17 protein-coding genes are annotated in these 16,645 nt (G+C 62.6%); 4 read left to right on the top strand and 13 right to left on the bottom strand.

Annotated features, from left to right (window positions below; translation table 11 throughout):
• From RBB32_RS11125 to rpsL, 4 genes are all read right to left on the bottom strand, one after another.
• Positions 1 to 200, bottom strand: a 200-nt coding sequence (locus RBB32_RS11125) for a GTP-binding protein (RefSeq protein ID WP_306152780.1), incomplete at its 3' end; no start/stop codon positions are given.
• A 92-nt stretch (positions 201 to 292) separates the two neighbouring features.
• Positions 293 to 2,410 (bottom strand): elongation factor G, encoded by a 2,118-nt coding sequence (gene fusA, locus RBB32_RS11120; protein ID WP_306152779.1) that lies wholly within the window; start codon positions 2,408 to 2,410, stop codon positions 293 to 295.
• Between the two features lie 19 nt (positions 2,411 to 2,429).
• Positions 2,430 to 2,900: a 30S ribosomal protein S7 gene (gene rpsG, locus RBB32_RS11115; RefSeq protein WP_306152778.1), complete on the bottom strand. Its 471-nt coding sequence runs from the start codon at positions 2,898 to 2,900 to the stop codon at positions 2,430 to 2,432.
• A gap of 12 nt (positions 2,901 to 2,912) precedes the next feature.
• Complete coding sequence (gene rpsL / locus RBB32_RS11110) at positions 2,913 to 3,284, bottom strand: 30S ribosomal protein S12 (RefSeq protein ID WP_085818537.1); 372 nt, start codon at positions 3,282 to 3,284, stop codon at positions 2,913 to 2,915.
• A 444-nt stretch (positions 3,285 to 3,728) separates the two neighbouring features.
• Between rpsL and RBB32_RS11105 the strand changes: the two genes are divergently transcribed.
• Positions 3,729 to 4,553 (top strand): glycosyltransferase, encoded by an 825-nt coding sequence (locus RBB32_RS11105; protein ID WP_306152777.1) that lies wholly within the window; start codon positions 3,729 to 3,731, stop codon positions 4,551 to 4,553.
• Here RBB32_RS11105 and RBB32_RS11100 read toward each other — a convergent pair.
• From RBB32_RS11100 to RBB32_RS11080, 5 genes are all read right to left on the bottom strand, one after another.
• Complete coding sequence (locus RBB32_RS11100) at positions 4,486 to 5,388, bottom strand: DMT family transporter (RefSeq protein ID WP_306152776.1); 903 nt, start codon at positions 5,386 to 5,388, stop codon at positions 4,486 to 4,488. The genes RBB32_RS11105 and RBB32_RS11100 overlap by 68 nt on opposite strands.
• Before the next feature lie 261 nt (positions 5,389 to 5,649).
• Entirely contained in the window at positions 5,650 to 6,432 is a 783-nt protein-coding gene (locus tag RBB32_RS11095) for a 3'(2'),5'-bisphosphate nucleotidase CysQ (RefSeq protein WP_306152775.1), read from the bottom strand.
• Complete coding sequence (locus RBB32_RS11090) at positions 6,419 to 7,765, bottom strand: TldD/PmbA family protein (protein ID WP_306152774.1); 1,347 nt, start codon at positions 7,763 to 7,765, stop codon at positions 6,419 to 6,421. Before RBB32_RS11090 ends, RBB32_RS11095 begins: the two co-directional genes overlap by 14 nt.
• A 124-nt stretch (positions 7,766 to 7,889) precedes the next feature.
• Complete coding sequence (locus tag RBB32_RS11085; protein ID WP_306152773.1) at positions 7,890 to 9,056, bottom strand: TIGR03862 family flavoprotein; 1,167 nt, start codon at positions 9,054 to 9,056, stop codon at positions 7,890 to 7,892.
• Positions 9,053 to 10,387: a mechanosensitive ion channel family protein gene (locus tag RBB32_RS11080; protein ID WP_306152772.1), complete on the bottom strand. Its 1,335-nt coding sequence runs from the start codon at positions 10,385 to 10,387 to the stop codon at positions 9,053 to 9,055. The genes RBB32_RS11085 and RBB32_RS11080 overlap by 4 nt, the downstream gene beginning before the upstream one ends.
• Before the next feature lie 76 nt (positions 10,388 to 10,463).
• Here RBB32_RS11080 and RBB32_RS11075 point away from each other — a divergent pair, with 76 nt between their 5' ends.
• From RBB32_RS11075 to RBB32_RS11065, 3 genes are all read left to right on the top strand, one after another.
• Entirely contained in the window at positions 10,464 to 10,757 is a 294-nt protein-coding gene (locus tag RBB32_RS11075) for an HNH endonuclease (protein ID WP_306152771.1), read from the top strand.
• 67 nt (positions 10,758 to 10,824) lie between these two features.
• On the top strand, positions 10,825 to 11,190 hold the full coding sequence (locus RBB32_RS11070) for an STAS/SEC14 domain-containing protein (protein ID WP_306152770.1): 366 nt from the start codon (positions 10,825 to 10,827) through the stop codon (positions 11,188 to 11,190).
• A gap of 73 nt (positions 11,191 to 11,263) precedes the next feature.
• Positions 11,264 to 12,634 carry a multicopper oxidase family protein gene (locus tag RBB32_RS11065; RefSeq protein WP_306152769.1) on the top strand — a complete coding sequence of 457 codons (1,371 nt, stop codon included), beginning with the start codon at positions 11,264 to 11,266 and terminating at the stop codon, positions 12,632 to 12,634.
• 73 nt (positions 12,635 to 12,707) lie between these two features.
• Here the strand turns inward: RBB32_RS11065 and RBB32_RS11060 are convergent, their stop codons facing one another.
• The 4 genes from RBB32_RS11060 to RBB32_RS11045 are packed head-to-tail and all read right to left on the bottom strand — an operon-like array spanning position 12,708 to position 16,619.
• Complete coding sequence (locus RBB32_RS11060; RefSeq protein ID WP_306152768.1) at positions 12,708 to 13,292, bottom strand: GNAT family N-acetyltransferase; 585 nt, start codon at positions 13,290 to 13,292, stop codon at positions 12,708 to 12,710.
• The gene (locus RBB32_RS11055; RefSeq protein WP_306152767.1) at positions 13,292 to 14,554 is read right to left on the bottom strand and encodes a pitrilysin family protein; all 1,263 of its coding nucleotides are present in this window, start codon (positions 14,552 to 14,554) and stop codon (positions 13,292 to 13,294) included. The genes RBB32_RS11060 and RBB32_RS11055 overlap by 1 nt, the downstream gene beginning before the upstream one ends.
• Positions 14,551 to 15,939 (bottom strand): threonine synthase, encoded by a 1,389-nt coding sequence (gene thrC, locus RBB32_RS11050; protein WP_306152766.1) that lies wholly within the window; start codon positions 15,937 to 15,939, stop codon positions 14,551 to 14,553. Before thrC ends, RBB32_RS11055 begins: the two co-directional genes overlap by 4 nt.
• A complete protein-coding gene (locus RBB32_RS11045; RefSeq protein ID WP_306152765.1) occupies positions 15,939 to 16,619 on the bottom strand; it encodes an SURF1 family protein in 681 nt (226 codons plus the stop codon). The genes thrC and RBB32_RS11045 overlap by 1 nt, the downstream gene beginning before the upstream one ends.
• Between the last annotated feature and the right edge of the window lie 26 nt (positions 16,620 to 16,645).

The raw sequence follows: 16,645 nt of genomic DNA, 5'->3' as shown, positions 1-16,645 counted from the left end.
GTCTCGTACTCGACGTGCGCCGTCGAAATCGTGATCCCGCGGGCCTTCTCTTCCGGCGCGCCGTCAATCTGGTCATATGCACGGAAATCACCGAAATACTTCGTGATCGCCGCCGTCAGCGTCGTCTTGCCGTGGTCAACGTGACCAACCGTCCCGATGTTCACGTGCGGTTTCGAACGGTCAAACTTTTCCTTTGCCATGGTATTGGCTCCCTCTTTCTTTTGTCGTGCGGTGCGCCTTCATGCGCACCCTACGGGTGGGTGTAGGGTGCGCCCCGAGGGCGCACCGACGGTTATGCGTATTTCGCCTGAATCTCTTCCGAGATGTTCGACGGAACCGGATCGTAATGCGAGAACTGCATCGTGAACTGCGCACGGCCCGAAGACATGGAGCGCAGGGTGTTGATGTAGCCGAACATATTGGCCAGCGGCACGTTGGCGTCGATGGCGATGGCGTTGCCGCGCGGCTCTTGCCCCGAAACCTGGCCACGACGCGAGGTCAGGTCGCCGATGATGCTACCGGTGTATTCTTCCGGCGTGATCACCTCGACTTTCATCATCGGTTCGAGCAGCTTCGCACCGGCCTTGCGAAGACCTTCGCGCATGCACATCCGGGCGGCGATTTCAAAGGCCATGACCGAGCTATCCACGTCGTGGAACTTACCGTCGATCAGGGCGACCTTGAAGTCGATCACGGGGAAGCCGGCAAGCGGGCCGCTGTCCATGACCGATTCGATGCCCTTTTCGACACCCGGGACATATTCCTTGGGCACCGAGCCGCCGACGATGCGGGACTCGAACGAGTACCCTTCGCCCGCTTCGGTGGGCGAGATGATCATCTTCACCTCGGCGAACTGACCCGAACCACCCGACTGTTTCTTGTGGGTGTAGGTATGTTCGATCTCGTGACCGATGGTTTCACGATAAGCCACCTGCGGCGCACCGATGTTGGCCTCGACCTTGAACTCGCGCTTCAGGCGGTCGACGAGGATGTCGAGGTGCAACTCGCCCATGCCCTTCATGATGGTCTGGCCCGACTCGATGTCGGTCTCGACGCGGAAGGACGGGTCCTCGGCGGCAAGCCGCTGCAGGCCCTGGGACATCTTTTCCTGGTCGCCCTTGGTCTTCGGCTCGACCGCGATTTCGATCACCGGGTCGGGGAAGGTCATGGTTTCCAGAACGACAGGCGCCTTGGGGTCACAGATCGTGTCACCCGTGGTGGTGTCCTTCAGGCTGGCCAGTGCGATGATGTCGCCGGCGAAGGCTTCTTCGATCTCGCTCCGGTCGTTGGAGTGCATCATCATCATACGACCGATACGCTCTTTCTTGCCCTTGGTCGCGTTCAGGATGGTGTCACCCTTGTTCAGAACACCCGAGTAGATACGCGTGAAGGTCAGCGACCCGACGAAGGGGTCGTTCATGATCTTGAACGCCAGGCCCGAGAACGGCATGGTATCATCCGCGCGGCGCGGGATGTTGCGGGTTTCGGTTTCGTCATCGGGCGCAAAGCCCATGTAATCGACCACGTCCAGCGGGCTGGGCAGATAGTCGATCACGGCGTTGAGCAGCGGCTGAACGCCTTTGTTCTTAAAGGCGGAGCCACCCAGAACCGGAACGAAGCTGAGCGACAGGGTGCCCTTGCGCAGCAGTTTGCGCAGGGTCGGCACATCGGGCTCGTTGCCTTCGAGGTATTCCATCATCGCGTCGTCGTCTTGCTCGACGGCGTTCTCGATCATCTTGGCGCGCCACTCGTCGGCCATGTCCTTGAGTTCGTCACGGATCGGGGCTTTGATCCAGGACGCGCCCAGATCTTCACCCTGCCAGAGCCACTCTTCCATGGTCACGAGGTCGATCAGACCTTCCAGATCGCTTTCAGCACCGATCGGAATACCAACCGGCACGGCGGTCGCGCCGGTGCGGTCCTCGATCATGCGAACGCAGTTGAAGAAGTCGGCGCCGATCTTGTCCATCTTGTTGACGAAGACGATACGCGGAACCTTGTAGCGGTCGGCCTGACGCCAAACAGTTTCGGTTTGCGGCTCAACGCCCGCGTTCCCGTCGAGAACACAGACAGCACCGTCGAGGACGGCCAGCGAACGCTCGACTTCGATGGTGAAGTCAACGTGGCCGGGGGTGTCGATGATGTTCAGACGGTGCTTTTCGGAATCGGGCTCGGTGCCGTTTTCGGTGCGTTCCCAGAAGGTGGTGGTCGCAGCCGAGGTGATGGTGATACCGCGTTCCTGCTCCTGCTCCATCCAGTCCATGGTGGCCGCACCATCGTGCACCTCACCAAGGTTGTGGGACTTGCCGGTGTAAAACAGGATGCGCTCCGAGCAGGTGGTCTTGCCTGCGTCGATGTGCGCCATGATGCCGAAATTGCGGTAGCGTTCGAGCGGATAATCGCGTGCCATGGTGTAATGCCTCTAGGGGTTACCAGCGGTAATGGCTGAAGGCTTTGTTCGCCTCGGCCATCTTGTGAGTGTCTTCGCGCTTTTTCACGGCGGAACCGCGGCTGTTGACTGCATCCAGCAGTTCACCGGCAAGGCGTTCTTCCATCGTGTTTTCATTGCGCGAACGCGAGGCGGTGATCAGCCAACGGATGGCCAGAGCTTCGCGGCGCTCGGGGCGGACTTCGACGGGCACCTGATAGGTGGCACCACCCACGCGACGCGAACGAACCTCGACGGCGGGTTTGATGTTGTCCAGAGCTTCGTGGAACAGTTCGACCGGCGCGCGCTTGACCTTGTCTTCGACACGGTCGAGGGCGTTGTAAACGATCTTTTCTGCGACCGATTTCTTACCATCGATCATCAGGTTGTTCATGAACTTCGAAAGAACCCGGTCGCCATACTTGGCGTCGGGCAGGATTTCACGTTTTTCAGCGGCGTGACGACGGGACATCTGTTATTCCTCTTACTTCGGACGCTTGGCGCCGTATTTCGAGCGGCGCTGTTTCCGATCCTTGACGCCTTGCGTGTCAAGCACACCGCGCAGGATGTGGTAGCGCACACCGGGAAGGTCTTTCACACGGCCGCCACGGATCAGGACAACCGAGTGTTCCTGAAGGTTGTGGCTTTCACCGGGGATATAGCTGATGACTTCGAAGCCGTTGGTCAGGCGCACCTTGGCAACCTTCCGCATGGCCGAGTTCGGCTTTTTCGGCGTCGTGGTATAGACGCGCGTGCAAACGCCACGCTTCTGAGGGCACCCCTGCAGGTGCATGGACTTCTGACTTCTGATTTTGGGCTGCCGCGGTTTGCGGATCAGCTGTTGGATCGTTGGCATTGGGTCTCTTTCCCCGTCTTGCAACACATGTGTCTTGCACGCGGATGCGTGCGGTTAAACTTTCAGCGCCTTACGCGTCCGCAAAACGCAAATGCCGCATTCGTTCCCATTCCGAGGTGAACGACGCGGTTGGTTCCCAGAGGATCGAGGCATATAAAAGCGCCTGGATCTTGACCACTTCAATATTGAGTTCGGCACCGGGGCGACCCCCTCGCCGGGATGAGGCGCGTATAGGGGGAGTCGCGAGGGTTGTCAACTGTCCTGCACCGCTGCCTTTTGGCCTGCGGCATCAAGGGCAAGAGGGCCATGTCTACCGGGTGTTTTCTGCCCATACAAGCCCGGGGGCCGGCCCGAGGATGGCACCCTATGGCCCGCCTTTGGCCTTGTTTGCGCCCCATGCATTTGCCACCATGCCGCGCAATGGTTTGAAAGGGGTCCACCGCGATGCGTGTTGTCGGATTATGCCGGTTTTCCTATCCCGCCCTAGGCGGGTTCAAACGTATGCATGACACCGTCGAAGACCGCGAGGCCTATCTTTATCAGCCCGAACGCATGAACCTTCGGTTCAATCACTTCGAAACGCTGACGCTGCCCTCTATCGCGGCGCAGCGCGATCCGCGCTTTAGCTTTCTGGTCGTTATCGGGCCGCGTATGCCCAAGCCATACCTTGACCGGTTGCATGACATCACCGCCGGGGTCGAACAGATCAAGATCGTCGCCATGGAACCGGTCAAGCATCGCTATGCCATGCAAGCGGCGATCAAGGAAGAACTGGGAGAGGATACCGGGGAATCGCTGCAATTCCGTCTGGATGACGACGATGCGGTGGGCGTGAATTTCGTGCGCGCCATCCGGCGGATGGCCCGGCAGGCGGGCAACCTGCGCAAGCCGTGGCGGAACATGGTGTTCGAGTTCTCGAAGGGCTATGAGGCCGCGCTTTCGCCCGAAGGCATCCGCCTGCGCGAGGTGCAGATCCCCTTTCTGGCCTGCGGCCTCGCGGCCCTGTTCAAGCCCGGGGCGAAAAAGACGATCATGAATTACGGGCATCACAAGTTGCATGAAACCATGCCAACACTGATCGACCCGGGCATGCCGATGTATATTCGCGCCGTGCATGCCGACAACGATTCCCAAGCCTCGGATCGTCAGGACAAACCGCAACCGGCCACGCGGGAACAGCTTGACCTGTTGCGCGCGAAATTCAACGTGGACGAGGCCCAAGTGAAAGCCGTGTTCGGCGCCCAAGCCGTGCTTCGCGATACAGCATGAACAGGCCCGACCCCACGACGATGGCCGCCCCGAGAAGGGTGATCGGCTCGGGCCATTCGTCGAAGACCAGCCAGCCCAGCAAGAGCGCCCAGATCAACCCGGTATAGCGGAAGGGCGCGATGAAACTGATCTCGCCCACCCGCATGACCATGATGGAAAACAGGTAGCCGCCGATGATCAACAGCGCCGCGCCGATGGTCAGGCCATAGGCGCGGCCATCCATCGGGGCCCAGTCGATGGTGAGGCTTGCCAAGCCGAAAAACACCGTCATCGAGACCGAGGTAATGAACGTCACCTGCATCGAAGGCGTCTCTTTCGACAACCGTCGCGTCGCGAGATCGCGCAGGGTGACGAAGCCCACGGCGGCCAGCACGTAAACCGAGTAAATGGTGAAATCCTCGGCCCCCGGCCGCACGATCAGCATCACGCCGACAAAGCCGATCAGGATCGCCGACATCCGCCGCCAGCCGATGGGATCGCCAAAGACCAAAGCGGCGGCCAGCGTGATGGTCAGCGGCAGCGCCTGCAAGATCGCCGTGACATTGGCAATGGGCATATTGAAAAGCGCGGTGAGGAAGAAATAGGCCGACCCGATTTCACCCACCATGCGCAGGGCGATACTACCTGCATCGCGGCGCGAAACAGATGCCGCCAAGGCGCCCATCCACCATGCCACGCCGCCCACGGCGACGGTTGTGAAAATCCCCCGCAGGAAAAGCACCTGAAACAGCGGCACCTCACCGGCCAGCGCCTTCATGAAGGTGTCGTTCAGGGTGAAGCTGGCCATGGAGGCCATCATCAAAAGCGCGCCTGTCAGGTTGTCGGATCGTGCCATTTGGAGCCCGGAGTTGGGATTGCCCCGCCATTAAAGCGTTTCGGGAAAAACCTGCAACACGGCTTTTCACGAAACGCCGCGCAACGCGCGACCTTTGCGCGGGTTTCGCCTTTTTGCCGATGCCACGGGTCAAAGGCCAAACGCCCTGCCCCGGATCGCCCCCGGCAAAGGCCAGTCGTGACAGGTGACAGGTGACAGGTGACAAGGCGGCCAATCCCCTTCGCAGGGGATTGCAAGCGGTTTCGAAACCGCTTGCCCCGCCTAGCCTATCGCCAGTGCGTCAAGGATCGACGGTTGCAAATCGGGGTTCGCCGCGATCACCCCGTTCAAAAGCGGCTCGGCATTGTTGAAGCGCAGCGGTTGCCCCGCCCGGTCACTGGTCACCGCGCCTGCCTCGCGGAGGATCAGGTCACCGGCGGCGATATCCCATTCCCAACTGCGCCGCAGTGTCAGCATGGCGTCATAGCGCCCTTCGGCCACAAGGCTAAGGCGGTAGGCCAGCGAGGGCCGGTGCGAACGGCGCACCTCCGGCACATGCCCGCCTTTCCAGTTCCGCGCATCAAGGTTGGGCTTGGCGGCCATGAAATGTGCGCCGGGCAGTGTTTTGCGTGGGCTTACCGTGATCGGGGCGTTGTTCAATGTTGCCCCCTGCCCTGTGGCGGCGGCATAAAACTTGTTGCGCAGGGGCAGGTAGATCACCGCCGCCGTGACAACGCCCTTCTCTGCCACGGCCAAGGAATGCGCCCATGTGGCCGAACCTTCGATGAAACTGCGTGTACCGTCGATGGGGTCGATAATGAACACGTGATCGCGCCCCAAGCGCCCCGCGCCATCCTCGGTTTCTTCCGACAACCAGCCATAGCCGGACCGGGCGGCGCGCAGATCGCGCTCCAGCATTTCGTTGACTGCCATATCCGCCTCAGTCACCGGGCCAAGGCCGCCGGGTTTATCCCAGCGCTTGGCGCTTTCGCCGGTGTAGCGGCTGGCGATGCGGCCCGCCTCGCGGGCGGCCTCGATCAGAAGGGGCAGATCACTCGCCGGCAAGGGTCAGCCCCTCGACCAGAAGCGAGGGCACCACCCGGCTGAGCCAAGGGCGCGCATCGTTTGCGGGTGTCATCCGGCGCAGCATCTCGGGCAGCGACCCGGCGATCGTGATCTCGTTCACCGCATGCACCACCTCGCCGTTTTCCACCCAGAAACCGCTGGCCCCACGCGAATAATCCCCGGTGTTCGGGTTGATCGTCGCCCCGATCATCGAGGTCACGATAAGGCCCGTGCCCATTTGCGCGATCAGCTCTTCGCGGCTGGCCCCGCCTTGGGTCAGGGCCATGTTCCAGTTGCCCGGGCTGGGCGGGGATGATGCGCCGCGCTTGGCATTGCCGGTGCTGTCCATCTCAAGCTTGCGGGCATTGGCCAGATCCAGCGTCCAGCCCGTCAAAACCCCATCCTCCACCAAAGCGCGCTTACGCGTCGGCAACCCCTCGGCATCGAAGGGGCGCGAGGCCATGGCACGCGGGCGTTGCGGGTCTTCGATCAACGACAGGCCCTTGGGCAAGACCTCCTCCCCCAGCTTGCCCAGCAACCAGGACGAGCCCCGCGAAATCGCCGCGCCGTTGCTGGCGGCCAACAGGTGGCCGATCAGTGACGCCGCAATCCGCTCATCGAACAGCACCGGGTAAGCCCCGGTGCGCGGCTTGCGCGCGCCCAGCGCGCTGACCGCGCGTTCGCCCGCTGTGCGCCCGATATCCTCGGCATCGCGCAGATCGGTCTGGAATATCCGGCTGTCGCTATCGTGGTCGCGCTCCATGCCGGTGCCTTGCCCGGCAATGGCCACACAGCCCAGCGCCCTGTCGGTCCGTTTGTAGCCGCCCGAAAACCCGTTGGTCGCGGCCATGTGAATCTCGCGCGCGGAATAGCCCGCGCTGGAGGATTGCACCTGCGTCACCCCCTCGACCGCCTGTGCCGCTGCCTCGGCGCGGCGGGCATCCTCTTGCAAGGCCTCGGGCGCGGGCTCGGGGCTGTCATCGGCCAGTTGCAGCGCCGCGACATCCCAATCCTGTGCAAGCTGCAAAGGATCGACCAAACCAATGTAAGGGTCTTCCGGGGCTTCGCGCGCCATGGCAACGGCCCGTTCGGCCAGTGCCGTGATGGTCTCGGGCCGTTCATCCGAGGACGAGACACAAGCCTGCCGCTGCCCGACCAGAACGCGGAGGCCCAAATCCACCCCTTCGGCGCGCTCGGCCTGCTCCAACTGCCCGCCGCGCACGCCGATACTCAGCGACGTGCCGCGCACCGCCATGGCATCGGAAGCCTCGGCCCCTGCCCTGCGGGCAGCATCCAAAAGCGCGTGGGTCAGATCATCCAACGGTCGGGTCATGGGCGGGCCTCCTATTACCGGGTAAGGAGGTAGCCCTTGGCCTTGACCTGTGCAAGCCCGGCCGCATGAGACGCCAAGCAATTTCGAAATTGCTTGAGCAAGGATTTTCGAAAATCCTTGCCCTCTAGCCCTGCTGATCCAGATAATGCGCCGCGTGCCGCCCGGCCCAGAGCCCGGTGGCGAAACAGGCTGACAGAAGGTAACCGCCCGTGGGCGCCTCCCAATCCAGCATTTCACCGGCGGCGAAAGTGCCGGGCCTGTCGCGCAGCATGAGCCCATCGTCCAGCGCTTCGAACCGCAGCCCCCCGGCGGTGGAAATCGCCTCGTCCATGGGGCGCGGACCTTGGTGCGCGACGGGCAACGCCTTGAGCAGAGGGGCCAGATCGCCGGGCAATGGGCGGGCGAATTCCATCAGGAGCGCCTGTTTCACCGGGTCCAGCTTGAGCGTTTTGCGCAGGTGGTTCTTGAGGCTGTTCTTGCCACGCAGGCGGGCCAGCCGCTGTCGGATCGTTTCAACATCCAGATCGGGCAGCAGATCAAGAACCAGCGGCGCGCCTTCACGCATGGCCTTGGAGACCGCGTAAATCCCGCCGCCTTCGATCCCGCGCTCGGAAATCACCACCTCCCCGCGTGACAGGGCCATCCCGGCCCGCAGCGCCACGCCCTTCACCGGCGTTCCGAAATGGCGGCGCATGTGATCGGACCACGCCACCACGAACCCCATGTTGGCCGCTTCGAAAGGTGCCACCGCCCCTGGCATCTGCGCGGCCCATGCGCCGTCTGATCCCAGCCGCGCCCAACTGGCCCCGCCACAGGCCAGCACAGTGACATCAGGCGTCAACACCTGCCGCCCCTCGGGCGTGTCCATCAAAACAGCCGCACCATCCCATCCGGCCCAGCGCCAGCGGCGATTGATCCGCACCCCCTGCCCTTCGAGCCGCGCCAACCACGCGCGCAGCAGCGGCGAGGCCTTCATCGCCTTGGGAAACACCCGCCCGGTGCTGCCGGTAAAAAGCGGCTGACCCAAGCCTTCGGCCCATGCCATCACCTCTGCCGGGCCAAACGCCTTCAGCATCGGGCGCAATTTCGGCGCGGCTTCGCCATAGGCGGCAAGGAACGTCTCTGCCCCCTCGTCTTTCGTCAGGTTCAACCCGGATTTCCCGGCCATGAGAAACTTGCGCGCGGGCGAGGGTTTGGCCTCGGCCACGGTCACAGCATGGCCCGCCCCGGCCAGAGCCTCGGCCGCCATCAACCCGGCGGGCCCCGCGCCGATGATCAGGGCGTGGCTCATGCCTTCGGGGGTTCGCCCCTGTCCAGTCCCACGTGGTGCACAACACGCTGCGGGAAGGGAATTTCGATATTGTTGTCCTTGAGAACATTCCAGATGGCGAACATCACGCGCGGCGTGAACTTGTTCTTGCCGTCGTCGATACCGTTCACCCAGAACTCGACCGCGAACTCAACGCCGCTATCGCCAAAGGCGCGCAATTCGCAATCCGGGCCATCGGGCTCTTGCAGGATGAAAGGCAGGTCCGACACCGCCTTTTCGACCATGTCGGGGATCAGGTTGATATCGGTGTCGTAACTCACCGAGAAGGGCGCCTCATAGCGGTTGGCGCTGCCCTGGTCCGAGTAGTTGACGACGCGGGTGGTGATGAAATCCTCGTTCGGCACCACGATCCAGCGGCCATCGAAGGTTTCAAGGAACATGGCGCGGGCCGTGGTTTTCACGATGGTCCCGGCCTCGCCGTTGTCCAGCTCGACATAATCCCCGACTGTGGCCTGCCCCTCAAGCAAGAGGATCACGCCCGAGATATAATTCGAAGCGATCTTTTGCAGGCCAAAGCCCAGCCCGACACCGATAGCACCACCCAGAACCGCCAGCGACGTCAGCGAAATCCCCATGATGTTCATCAGGATCAGGAAGGCCACGCCGAAAATCGCGATCTCGGCGGCCTTGGCGGCCAATTGCCGTGTGGCCGGGCGCATTTCTTCCTGCGACTGGATGTAGGTCGAGGATTGATCGTTCGACCAGCGCCCCAGCCAGAAGATCACCGCGCCCAGGACCACGCCCTTGATCAGCCACAGCAGATCGAAGGACATATTGCCAAGGGGCACCACCGTTGCCTCCAGCCGTCCGGTCACAAGGTCCAGCAGGCCCACCGTATGAAGGGCAGCCACCGGGATCAGCACGTATTTACCGAGCACCTTCAGGAACGGATCACGGATAATATCCCGCACGAGGATATGCGCCGCCAACAGCAGGAACACCCGCTTGCCAAAGGCAATCACCGCGCCACTGTCAAAGATCGACCGGGTAACGCTTTCCCCGATGCCCGTGAAGCCATAGGCCAGAAGCGGCAACAGGAGCGGTACGAGAATCAAGAAGAAGCGCCGCGCGCTGGTAAACAGGCCCTCCTGTCCCTCCGCCGGGGTCAGCAGGCGGGCCAGCCATGGTTTCAATCGGCGGCTCAACATCAAGGCCACCAGGTAAGAGACAAGCAAAAGGCCGAACTGCGACCATGCCGCCGGACTCATCAACCAGCCCTGGGCAATCTCCCAACCCTGAAGCGCAAAGCCCCACGCCTGCCGCACGAATTCCGGTTGCGCGTCCCAGTCCATACCGATCACCTCTTGCCTTTTGGCCCGTCGCCGCCATCCTCTTGCCCGTCCCGGGCGCAAGGATCAAGGAAAAGCGATGGATCACCCCATATGCCCGCTCTGCGGGCGTCCCATTCCGCCCGAGGCGCGGCAAAGCCTGCACCACCTCGTGCCGAAACTGAAAGGCGGCAAGGGCGGGCCGACAGTCCTGTTACACCAGATTTGCCACAACGAGATTCACGCCACCCTGACCGAGGCGGAAATCGCGCGGGATTTTTCCACCGTCGACGCCTTGCGCCAGCATCCCCGCCTGTCCAAGTTCATCAAATGGGTTTCCAAACGCCCACCAGGGTTCCATTCGAAAACTCCCGGCGGCCGGCGCAAGCGCTGACCCGGCACGCGGCATGGATTGGCCCGTGGCGACAGCGTGATAGAATGGCGCAGGGAGGATACAGAAGATGACAATCCAGTACTCCGAAGACCCCGAAACAAGAACCGTCGAAATCATCGTCGCGGACCGGATCACGCAGGAAGATTACGATGCCGTCGCCGAGCGGATGCAAACCTTCATCGACACCCATGGGACGATCAGGTTGATCGAAGTGATCGAGAATTTCCAGGGCTTCGACCCGACGATGATCTGGTCGGGGATCAAGTTCGACATGAAGAACCTGCGCCATATCAGCCATGTTGCCGTGGTATCGGATATCGGCTGGATCGGGCCGTTATCGAAAGCGGCGGGTGCGCTGCTTACCACCAAGCTGCGCACCTTCGACACGGCCGAGGTGGAGGCGGCAAGGGAATGGATCATCACGGCAGAGTGATGGCCCGCCCGGCATATGGCCTTGCAGCGCCGAAAAATACGCGCATCCTGAAGACAACGAAAGGATGCCCGCAATGCCCCTGACCCGCCGCCGTTTCCTTGCTGCCTCGACGGCGCTTGCCGCCCTGCCCCGCGCCGCGTTGGCCACGGGCCAGACCCGGATCACCGCCGCGCCCACCAAGCAGCAACTGGCCCCGGGCGGCTATGCCGCCACCGATGTCTGGGCCTTCAACGGTAAAGTGCCGGGCGAGGTGCTGCGCTATCGCCAAGGCGATACACTGGACGTGCGGTTGATCAACGGGCTGCAGACACAGGACACGACGATCCATTGGCACGGGCTGCGCCTGCCCAATGCGATGGACGGGGTGCCCGACCTCACGCAGGCCCCCGTTGCCCCGGGCAAGGTCTTTGACTATCGCTTCACGCTCAACGATGCCGGTACCTTCTGGTATCATCCGCATGCCAACTCGCTTGAACAAATCTCACGCGGGTTGGCCGGGGTTCTGGTGGTCGAAGAACCTCAGGCCCCGGAAGTGGATGACGACCGCGTGCTGGTACTGGACGATTGGCGCATGGCCGATGATGCGGTGATCCACCCGTCTTTCGGGGCGTGGCACGATATGTCCCACGCCGGGCGTCTGGGCAATTACATCACCGTCAATGCCACGCCCGAACACCGGCAAACGGTCCACCCCGGTGCGCGCCTGCGCCTGCGGCTGGTCAATACCGCCACGGCCCGCATCTTTGACCTGCGCTTTCGCGGGCTTGCGGCATGGGTGGTGGCACATGACGCCATGCCGCTTGACCGGCCACAGCGGGTTGAACGCCTCGCCCTTGCCCCGGCGCAACGTACCGACCTTATTGTCGATATCACGGCCGAGGCGGGCGACGAGGCGGCGCTGGCCTCGGTCGAGCGCGACGGCACCTTTGCCTTGGCAAGCTTTCCGGTGAGCGGCGCGGCGCAAGGCAGCCGCGCAGCACCTGCCGCCCTGCCGCCAAACGAGATGCCCGCGATTGATGTGAACGACGCCCGCCAGGTACCCTTGGTGATGGAGGGCGGGGCCATGCGCGGATTGCCAGATGGCGGCAGTTACGAAGGTAAACAGATGGACATGCGCGCCCTGGCCGAGGCCGGGCAATTCTGGGCCTTCAACGGGCAAGTGGGGATGGCGGAGACGCCCATGCTGGAAGCCTTTGAAGGCGAAACCATCCGTGTGCCGATCACCAACAACACGGCCTTTCCCCATGCCATGCACCTGCACGGCATGCACTTCCGCGAGGTGCTGAAGGGCGGGTTTGGCCCATGGCGCGACACGATCCTCGTGGCCCCGAACGAGACCCGCGAAGTGGTGTTCAACGCCCATAATCCCGGCGATTGGATGTTTCATTGCCACATGCCAAGCCACCAGATGTCGGGCATGATGAACTGGATCAGGGTGAGTTAACGCGGGCCGGACAACATCGGGGGCCAGCCCCCGAGTCCCAGGGATACTTTTGAAAAGAAGAAAACCTGGAAGGCTATCCCACGTCGGTGCGCCCGCGTCGGTCCATCCGCAGCGCGGCGTAAAGCACGTGGGTACGCCAACGGCCGTTGATCTGCAGGTAGCTTTGCGCGACGCCTTCGTACTTGAAGCCGCATTTTTCCAACAGCCCGCGCGAGGCGGTGTTTTCGGGCAGGCAGGCGGCCTCCAACCGCGACAGGTCAAGCCGCCCGAAGGCATGGTGTACCACCGCCTGCAAGGCCTCGCGCATATAGCCATGGCGCGCGAAAGGCTCTCCGATCCAATAGCCCAATGTGCCCGCCTGTGCCGGACCACGCCGGATATTGTCGAGCGTGATCGCCCCCAAAAGCCGCTCATCCTCGCGCCGGATCAGAAAGAGCGGCAAGGCCGAGCCATTGGTGATCGACCGTTGCGCCCAGTAGACCCGGTTGGAAAAGCCCTTGCGTGTCAGGTGGTCGGCGGCCCAGACAGGCTCCCACGGGATGAGGAATTCAGCACTTTGTTCGCGCATCGCGGACCAGTCGCGGAAATCGGTCAAAAGCGGCTGTCGCAGGGTCAGGCGCTCGGTCTCGATCCGGACTTTCCGGCGCGGGATGAACATTATGCCGCGCGCCTGTCCTGAAGCGCCGCAAGGCTTGGCGCGGCCTCGACCGGGCCGTAAAGCGCCATGGCGGCGGGGGCTTGGGTGGCGGTGGTTTCGGCCAGTTGCCGCACCTCTGACAGGGTCACCGCGTCAATCCGCTCGACCACCTCCGAAAGCTCGGGCACCCGGCCCCAGATCTGCATCATCCGCGCCAGACGTTCGGCCCGGTTCGAGGGGCTTTCCAGCCCCATCAACAGCCCGGCCTTCATCTGGGCACGGGCGCGCTCCACTTCCTCTTGGCTGAGGTCCTCGGCGGCGCGCTTCATCTCATCCACGGTGATCTGCGCCAGATGCGCCATTTCCTCGGCCGAGGTGCCCGCATAAATCGTCATCATGCCGGTATCGGCATAGGCCCCGGCCTGTGCAAAGATCGTATAGCACAGCCCCCGCTTTTCGCGGATTTCCTGAAACAGGCGCGAGGACATGGAGCCGCCAAGCGCCGTGGCATAGATTTGGGCCGCATATATCTGCGGATCGCCGTAATCGGGGCTTTCGAAGCCAAGCGTGAAATGCGCCTGTTCCAGCGATTTCACATGCCGCGCCTCGCCGCCCTTGAACCGCGCCCTGGCCGGCTCGAACGCGGGTTTGGCGGACATGTCGCCGAACAGGCGCTCTGCATCGCGCACCAACGCGTCGTGGTCCACCGCCCCTGCCGCCGACAGGATCATCTGCCCGGGGCCATAATGTTCATCGACGAACCCCACCAGATCATCGCGGGAGAACCCCTGCACCCGGCCCTCGGGGCCAAGGATGGTGCGACCCAGCGGGTGATCGGGATAGGCCTCTTCCTGGAGCCAGTCGAAGATGATGTCGTCGGGGGTGTCCTGCGCCTGCCCGATTTCCTGCAGGATCACGCCGCGCTCCACCTCGATCTCGCGCGGGTCGAAACTGGGATTACGCATGATATCGGCCACCACGTCGAGGGCCAGCGGCACATCCTGCTGCAAGACACGCGCGTAATAGGCCGTGACCTCGCGGCTGGTATAGGCGTTGATATAGCCGCCCACATCCTCGATCGCCTCGGCGATTTGCAGGGCATTGCGCCGCTTGGTGCCCTTGAAGGCCATGTGTTCAAGGAAATGGGCAATGCCGTTTTGCTCGGCCCGTTCATGCCGGGCCCCCGCCATGACCCAAACGCCGATGGCCGCCGATTGCAGCCCCGGCATGTCCTCGGTGACGATGCGAAATCCGTTGTCCAGCGTGGTCAGTTTGACACTCAATGCGTGGTCCGTTCCTTGATCAGAGTTTCCAATGCGCCCAGGTCGTTTTCCACCCGGGTCACGCGTTCCGACCGCTCATACAGGTCGGTCATGCGCTCGGGCAAGGGGGGATGCATGCCGCTGGCCTCTTCCACCGCCGCGGGGAACTTGGCAGGATGCGCCGTGGCCAGCGTGATCATCGGCGTGCCAGTTTGGCGCTGTTCCTCGGCCACCTTGACACCAACGGCGCTATGCGGGCAGAGCAACTCGCCCGTCTGGCCCCAAGCCTCACGGATGGTGGCGCGGGTTTCTTCCTCGTCGCAGCGGCCCGAGTCGAAACTTTCGCGCAGGGCCTGAAGCGCACCTTGGCTGACGCTAAAGCCCCCGGCCTTCAGCTCGTCCATCAGCTGCGCCACAGCCGCGCCATCTTGGTTATAGGCGTAATAAAGCGCCCGCTCGAAGTTCGACGACACCTGAATATCCATCGACGGGCTGATCGAGGGGATCACCCCATCGGGCTTGTATTCGCTGTTTGTCAAACACCGGTGCAGAATGTCGTTCTGGTTCGTGGCCACCACCAGGCGATCAATCGGCAGGCCCATGCGCTTGGCAATGTAGCCTGCGAAAATATCCCCGAAATTGCCGGTGGGCACGGTGAAAGAGACCTTGCGGTGCGGCGCGCCAAGGGCCACGGCAGAGGTGAAATAGTACACCACCTGCGCCAGAACCCGTGCCCAGTTGATCGAGTTCACACCGGCCAGCCCAACCGCATCGCGAAACTCGAAATCGTTGAACATATCCTTCACGCGGGCTTGGCAATCGTCGAAGTACCCGTCCAGCGCCAAGGCATGCACGTTGTCTTCCGAGGGCGTGGTCATCTGCCGCCGCTGCACCTCGGACACCCGGCCATGCGGGTACAGGATAAAGACATCCACCGCGTCCAGGCCCCGAAACGCCTCGATCGCCGCGCTGCCGGTGTCGCCGCTGGTCGCCCCCACGATACACACCCGGTTGCCCGAGCGTTTCAACGAAAATTCGAACAGCTGGCCAATCAGCTGCATCGCGAAATCCTTGAAGGCGAGCGTCGGTCCATGGAACAGTTCCAGCAGGAAATGCCCCTGATCCAGCTGCACCAAGGGCGCGCGGGCGGCATGGCCGAAAGGCGCATAGGCGCGCGCGATGATTCCGCGAAATTCCTTTTCGGTGAAGGCATCGCCGACGAAGGGCCACATCACGCGAAAGGCCACCTCCTCGTAACTTTGCCCCTCAAGGGCGGCGATATCACCCGCGCTCATCACCGGGATCTCTTGCGGCAGGTAAAGCCCCCCGTCACGCGCCAGCCCGGTCAGCATCGCCTCTTCAAAACTCAGAACCGGGGCCTGCCCCCGCGTCGAGATATACTTCATCAGTTCTCGCCTTTTGCTGTCTTGCGCATGCGCCAAAGGAAATAGCCACTCATCACCGCCCAAATCGCGGCCAAGCCGAACCATGTTACGGCATATTCCAAGTGATCGTTCGGGATGTTGTCCGTGTCGACGGGTAGAGGCGTCACAGGTGCGTCGGAAAACGACGTATCGCGCGCCACGACCATCAAAGGTTCGGTATTCAGCACCCCGGCCATCTGGTCAAGGTCGCGGGCAAACCACGTGTTGCCCTCAAGATCATTTTCCGGGGTCGAGGAATTGCGATCATCCGGCCAATGCACATTGCCGCGGACCGTCACCTGGCCCTCCGGCGCGGCGGGGATGTCTTCGGCCACCTTGATGAACCCCCGGTCCAGCAGAATACGGCGCCCGCCCGTATCAAGCGCGGAAATCACGCGATAGCCCGCACCAACATGTTTCTGGCTGACCAGAACGCGTAGCGCCTCGTCGCCCAGCCTGCCACGCACCTCAACCGGCAAATACCGGTCGGCCTGCGGGTCCAGTTCACCCGGTAGCGCCACCGGCTCTGCCGCGATCCGCGCCTCGATATCGGCCAGAACCCCCTCTTTCCACGCCAAACGCTGGACCTGCCACAGCCCGAGCGAGACCAGAACCGCGATACCGGCCAAGCCAAAGATCAAGGGGATAAGATAGCGTGCCAAGTTCAGGCTCCGTTCAACGACGAAAG

It is taken from the genome of Roseovarius sp. MMSF_3281 (assembly GCF_030733685.1).
In the GTDB taxonomy this organism is placed as follows: domain Bacteria; phylum Pseudomonadota; class Alphaproteobacteria; order Rhodobacterales; family Rhodobacteraceae; genus Roseovarius.
The sequence above is the reverse complement of the archived record's forward strand: the minus strand, read 5'-3'. Positions and strand labels throughout refer to the sequence as shown.

Bases quoted from the DNA above. Each gene is read 5' to 3' on its own strand.
- fusA (WP_306152779.1), bottom strand. From the start codon at position 2,410: ATGGCACGCGATTATCCGCTCGAACGCTACCGCAATTTCGGCATCATG.
- rpsG (WP_306152778.1), bottom strand. From the start codon at position 2,900: ATGTCCCGTCGTCACGCCGCTGAAAAACGTGAAATCCTGCCCGACGCC.
- rpsL (WP_085818537.1), bottom strand. From the start codon at position 3,284: ATGCCAACGATCCAACAGCTGATCCGCAAACCGCGGCAGCCCAAAATC.
- RBB32_RS11105 (WP_306152777.1), top strand. From the start codon at position 3,729: ATGCGTGTTGTCGGATTATGCCGGTTTTCCTATCCCGCCCTAGGCGGG.
- RBB32_RS11100 (WP_306152776.1), bottom strand. From the start codon at position 5,388: ATGGCACGATCCGACAACCTGACAGGCGCGCTTTTGATGATGGCCTCC.
- RBB32_RS11090 (WP_306152774.1), bottom strand. From the start codon at position 7,765: ATGACCCGACCGTTGGATGATCTGACCCACGCGCTTTTGGATGCTGCC.
- RBB32_RS11085 (WP_306152773.1), bottom strand. From the start codon at position 9,056: ATGAGCCACGCCCTGATCATCGGCGCGGGGCCCGCCGGGTTGATGGCG.
- RBB32_RS11080 (WP_306152772.1), bottom strand. From the start codon at position 10,387: ATGGACTGGGACGCGCAACCGGAATTCGTGCGGCAGGCGTGGGGCTTT.
- RBB32_RS11075 (WP_306152771.1), top strand. From the start codon at position 10,464: ATGGATCACCCCATATGCCCGCTCTGCGGGCGTCCCATTCCGCCCGAG.
- RBB32_RS11070 (WP_306152770.1), top strand. From the start codon at position 10,825: ATGACAATCCAGTACTCCGAAGACCCCGAAACAAGAACCGTCGAAATC.
- RBB32_RS11065 (WP_306152769.1), top strand. From the start codon at position 11,264: ATGCCCCTGACCCGCCGCCGTTTCCTTGCTGCCTCGACGGCGCTTGCC.
- RBB32_RS11060 (WP_306152768.1), bottom strand. From the start codon at position 13,292: ATGTTCATCCCGCGCCGGAAAGTCCGGATCGAGACCGAGCGCCTGACC.
- thrC (WP_306152766.1), bottom strand. From the start codon at position 15,939: ATGAAGTATATCTCGACGCGGGGGCAGGCCCCGGTTCTGAGTTTTGAA.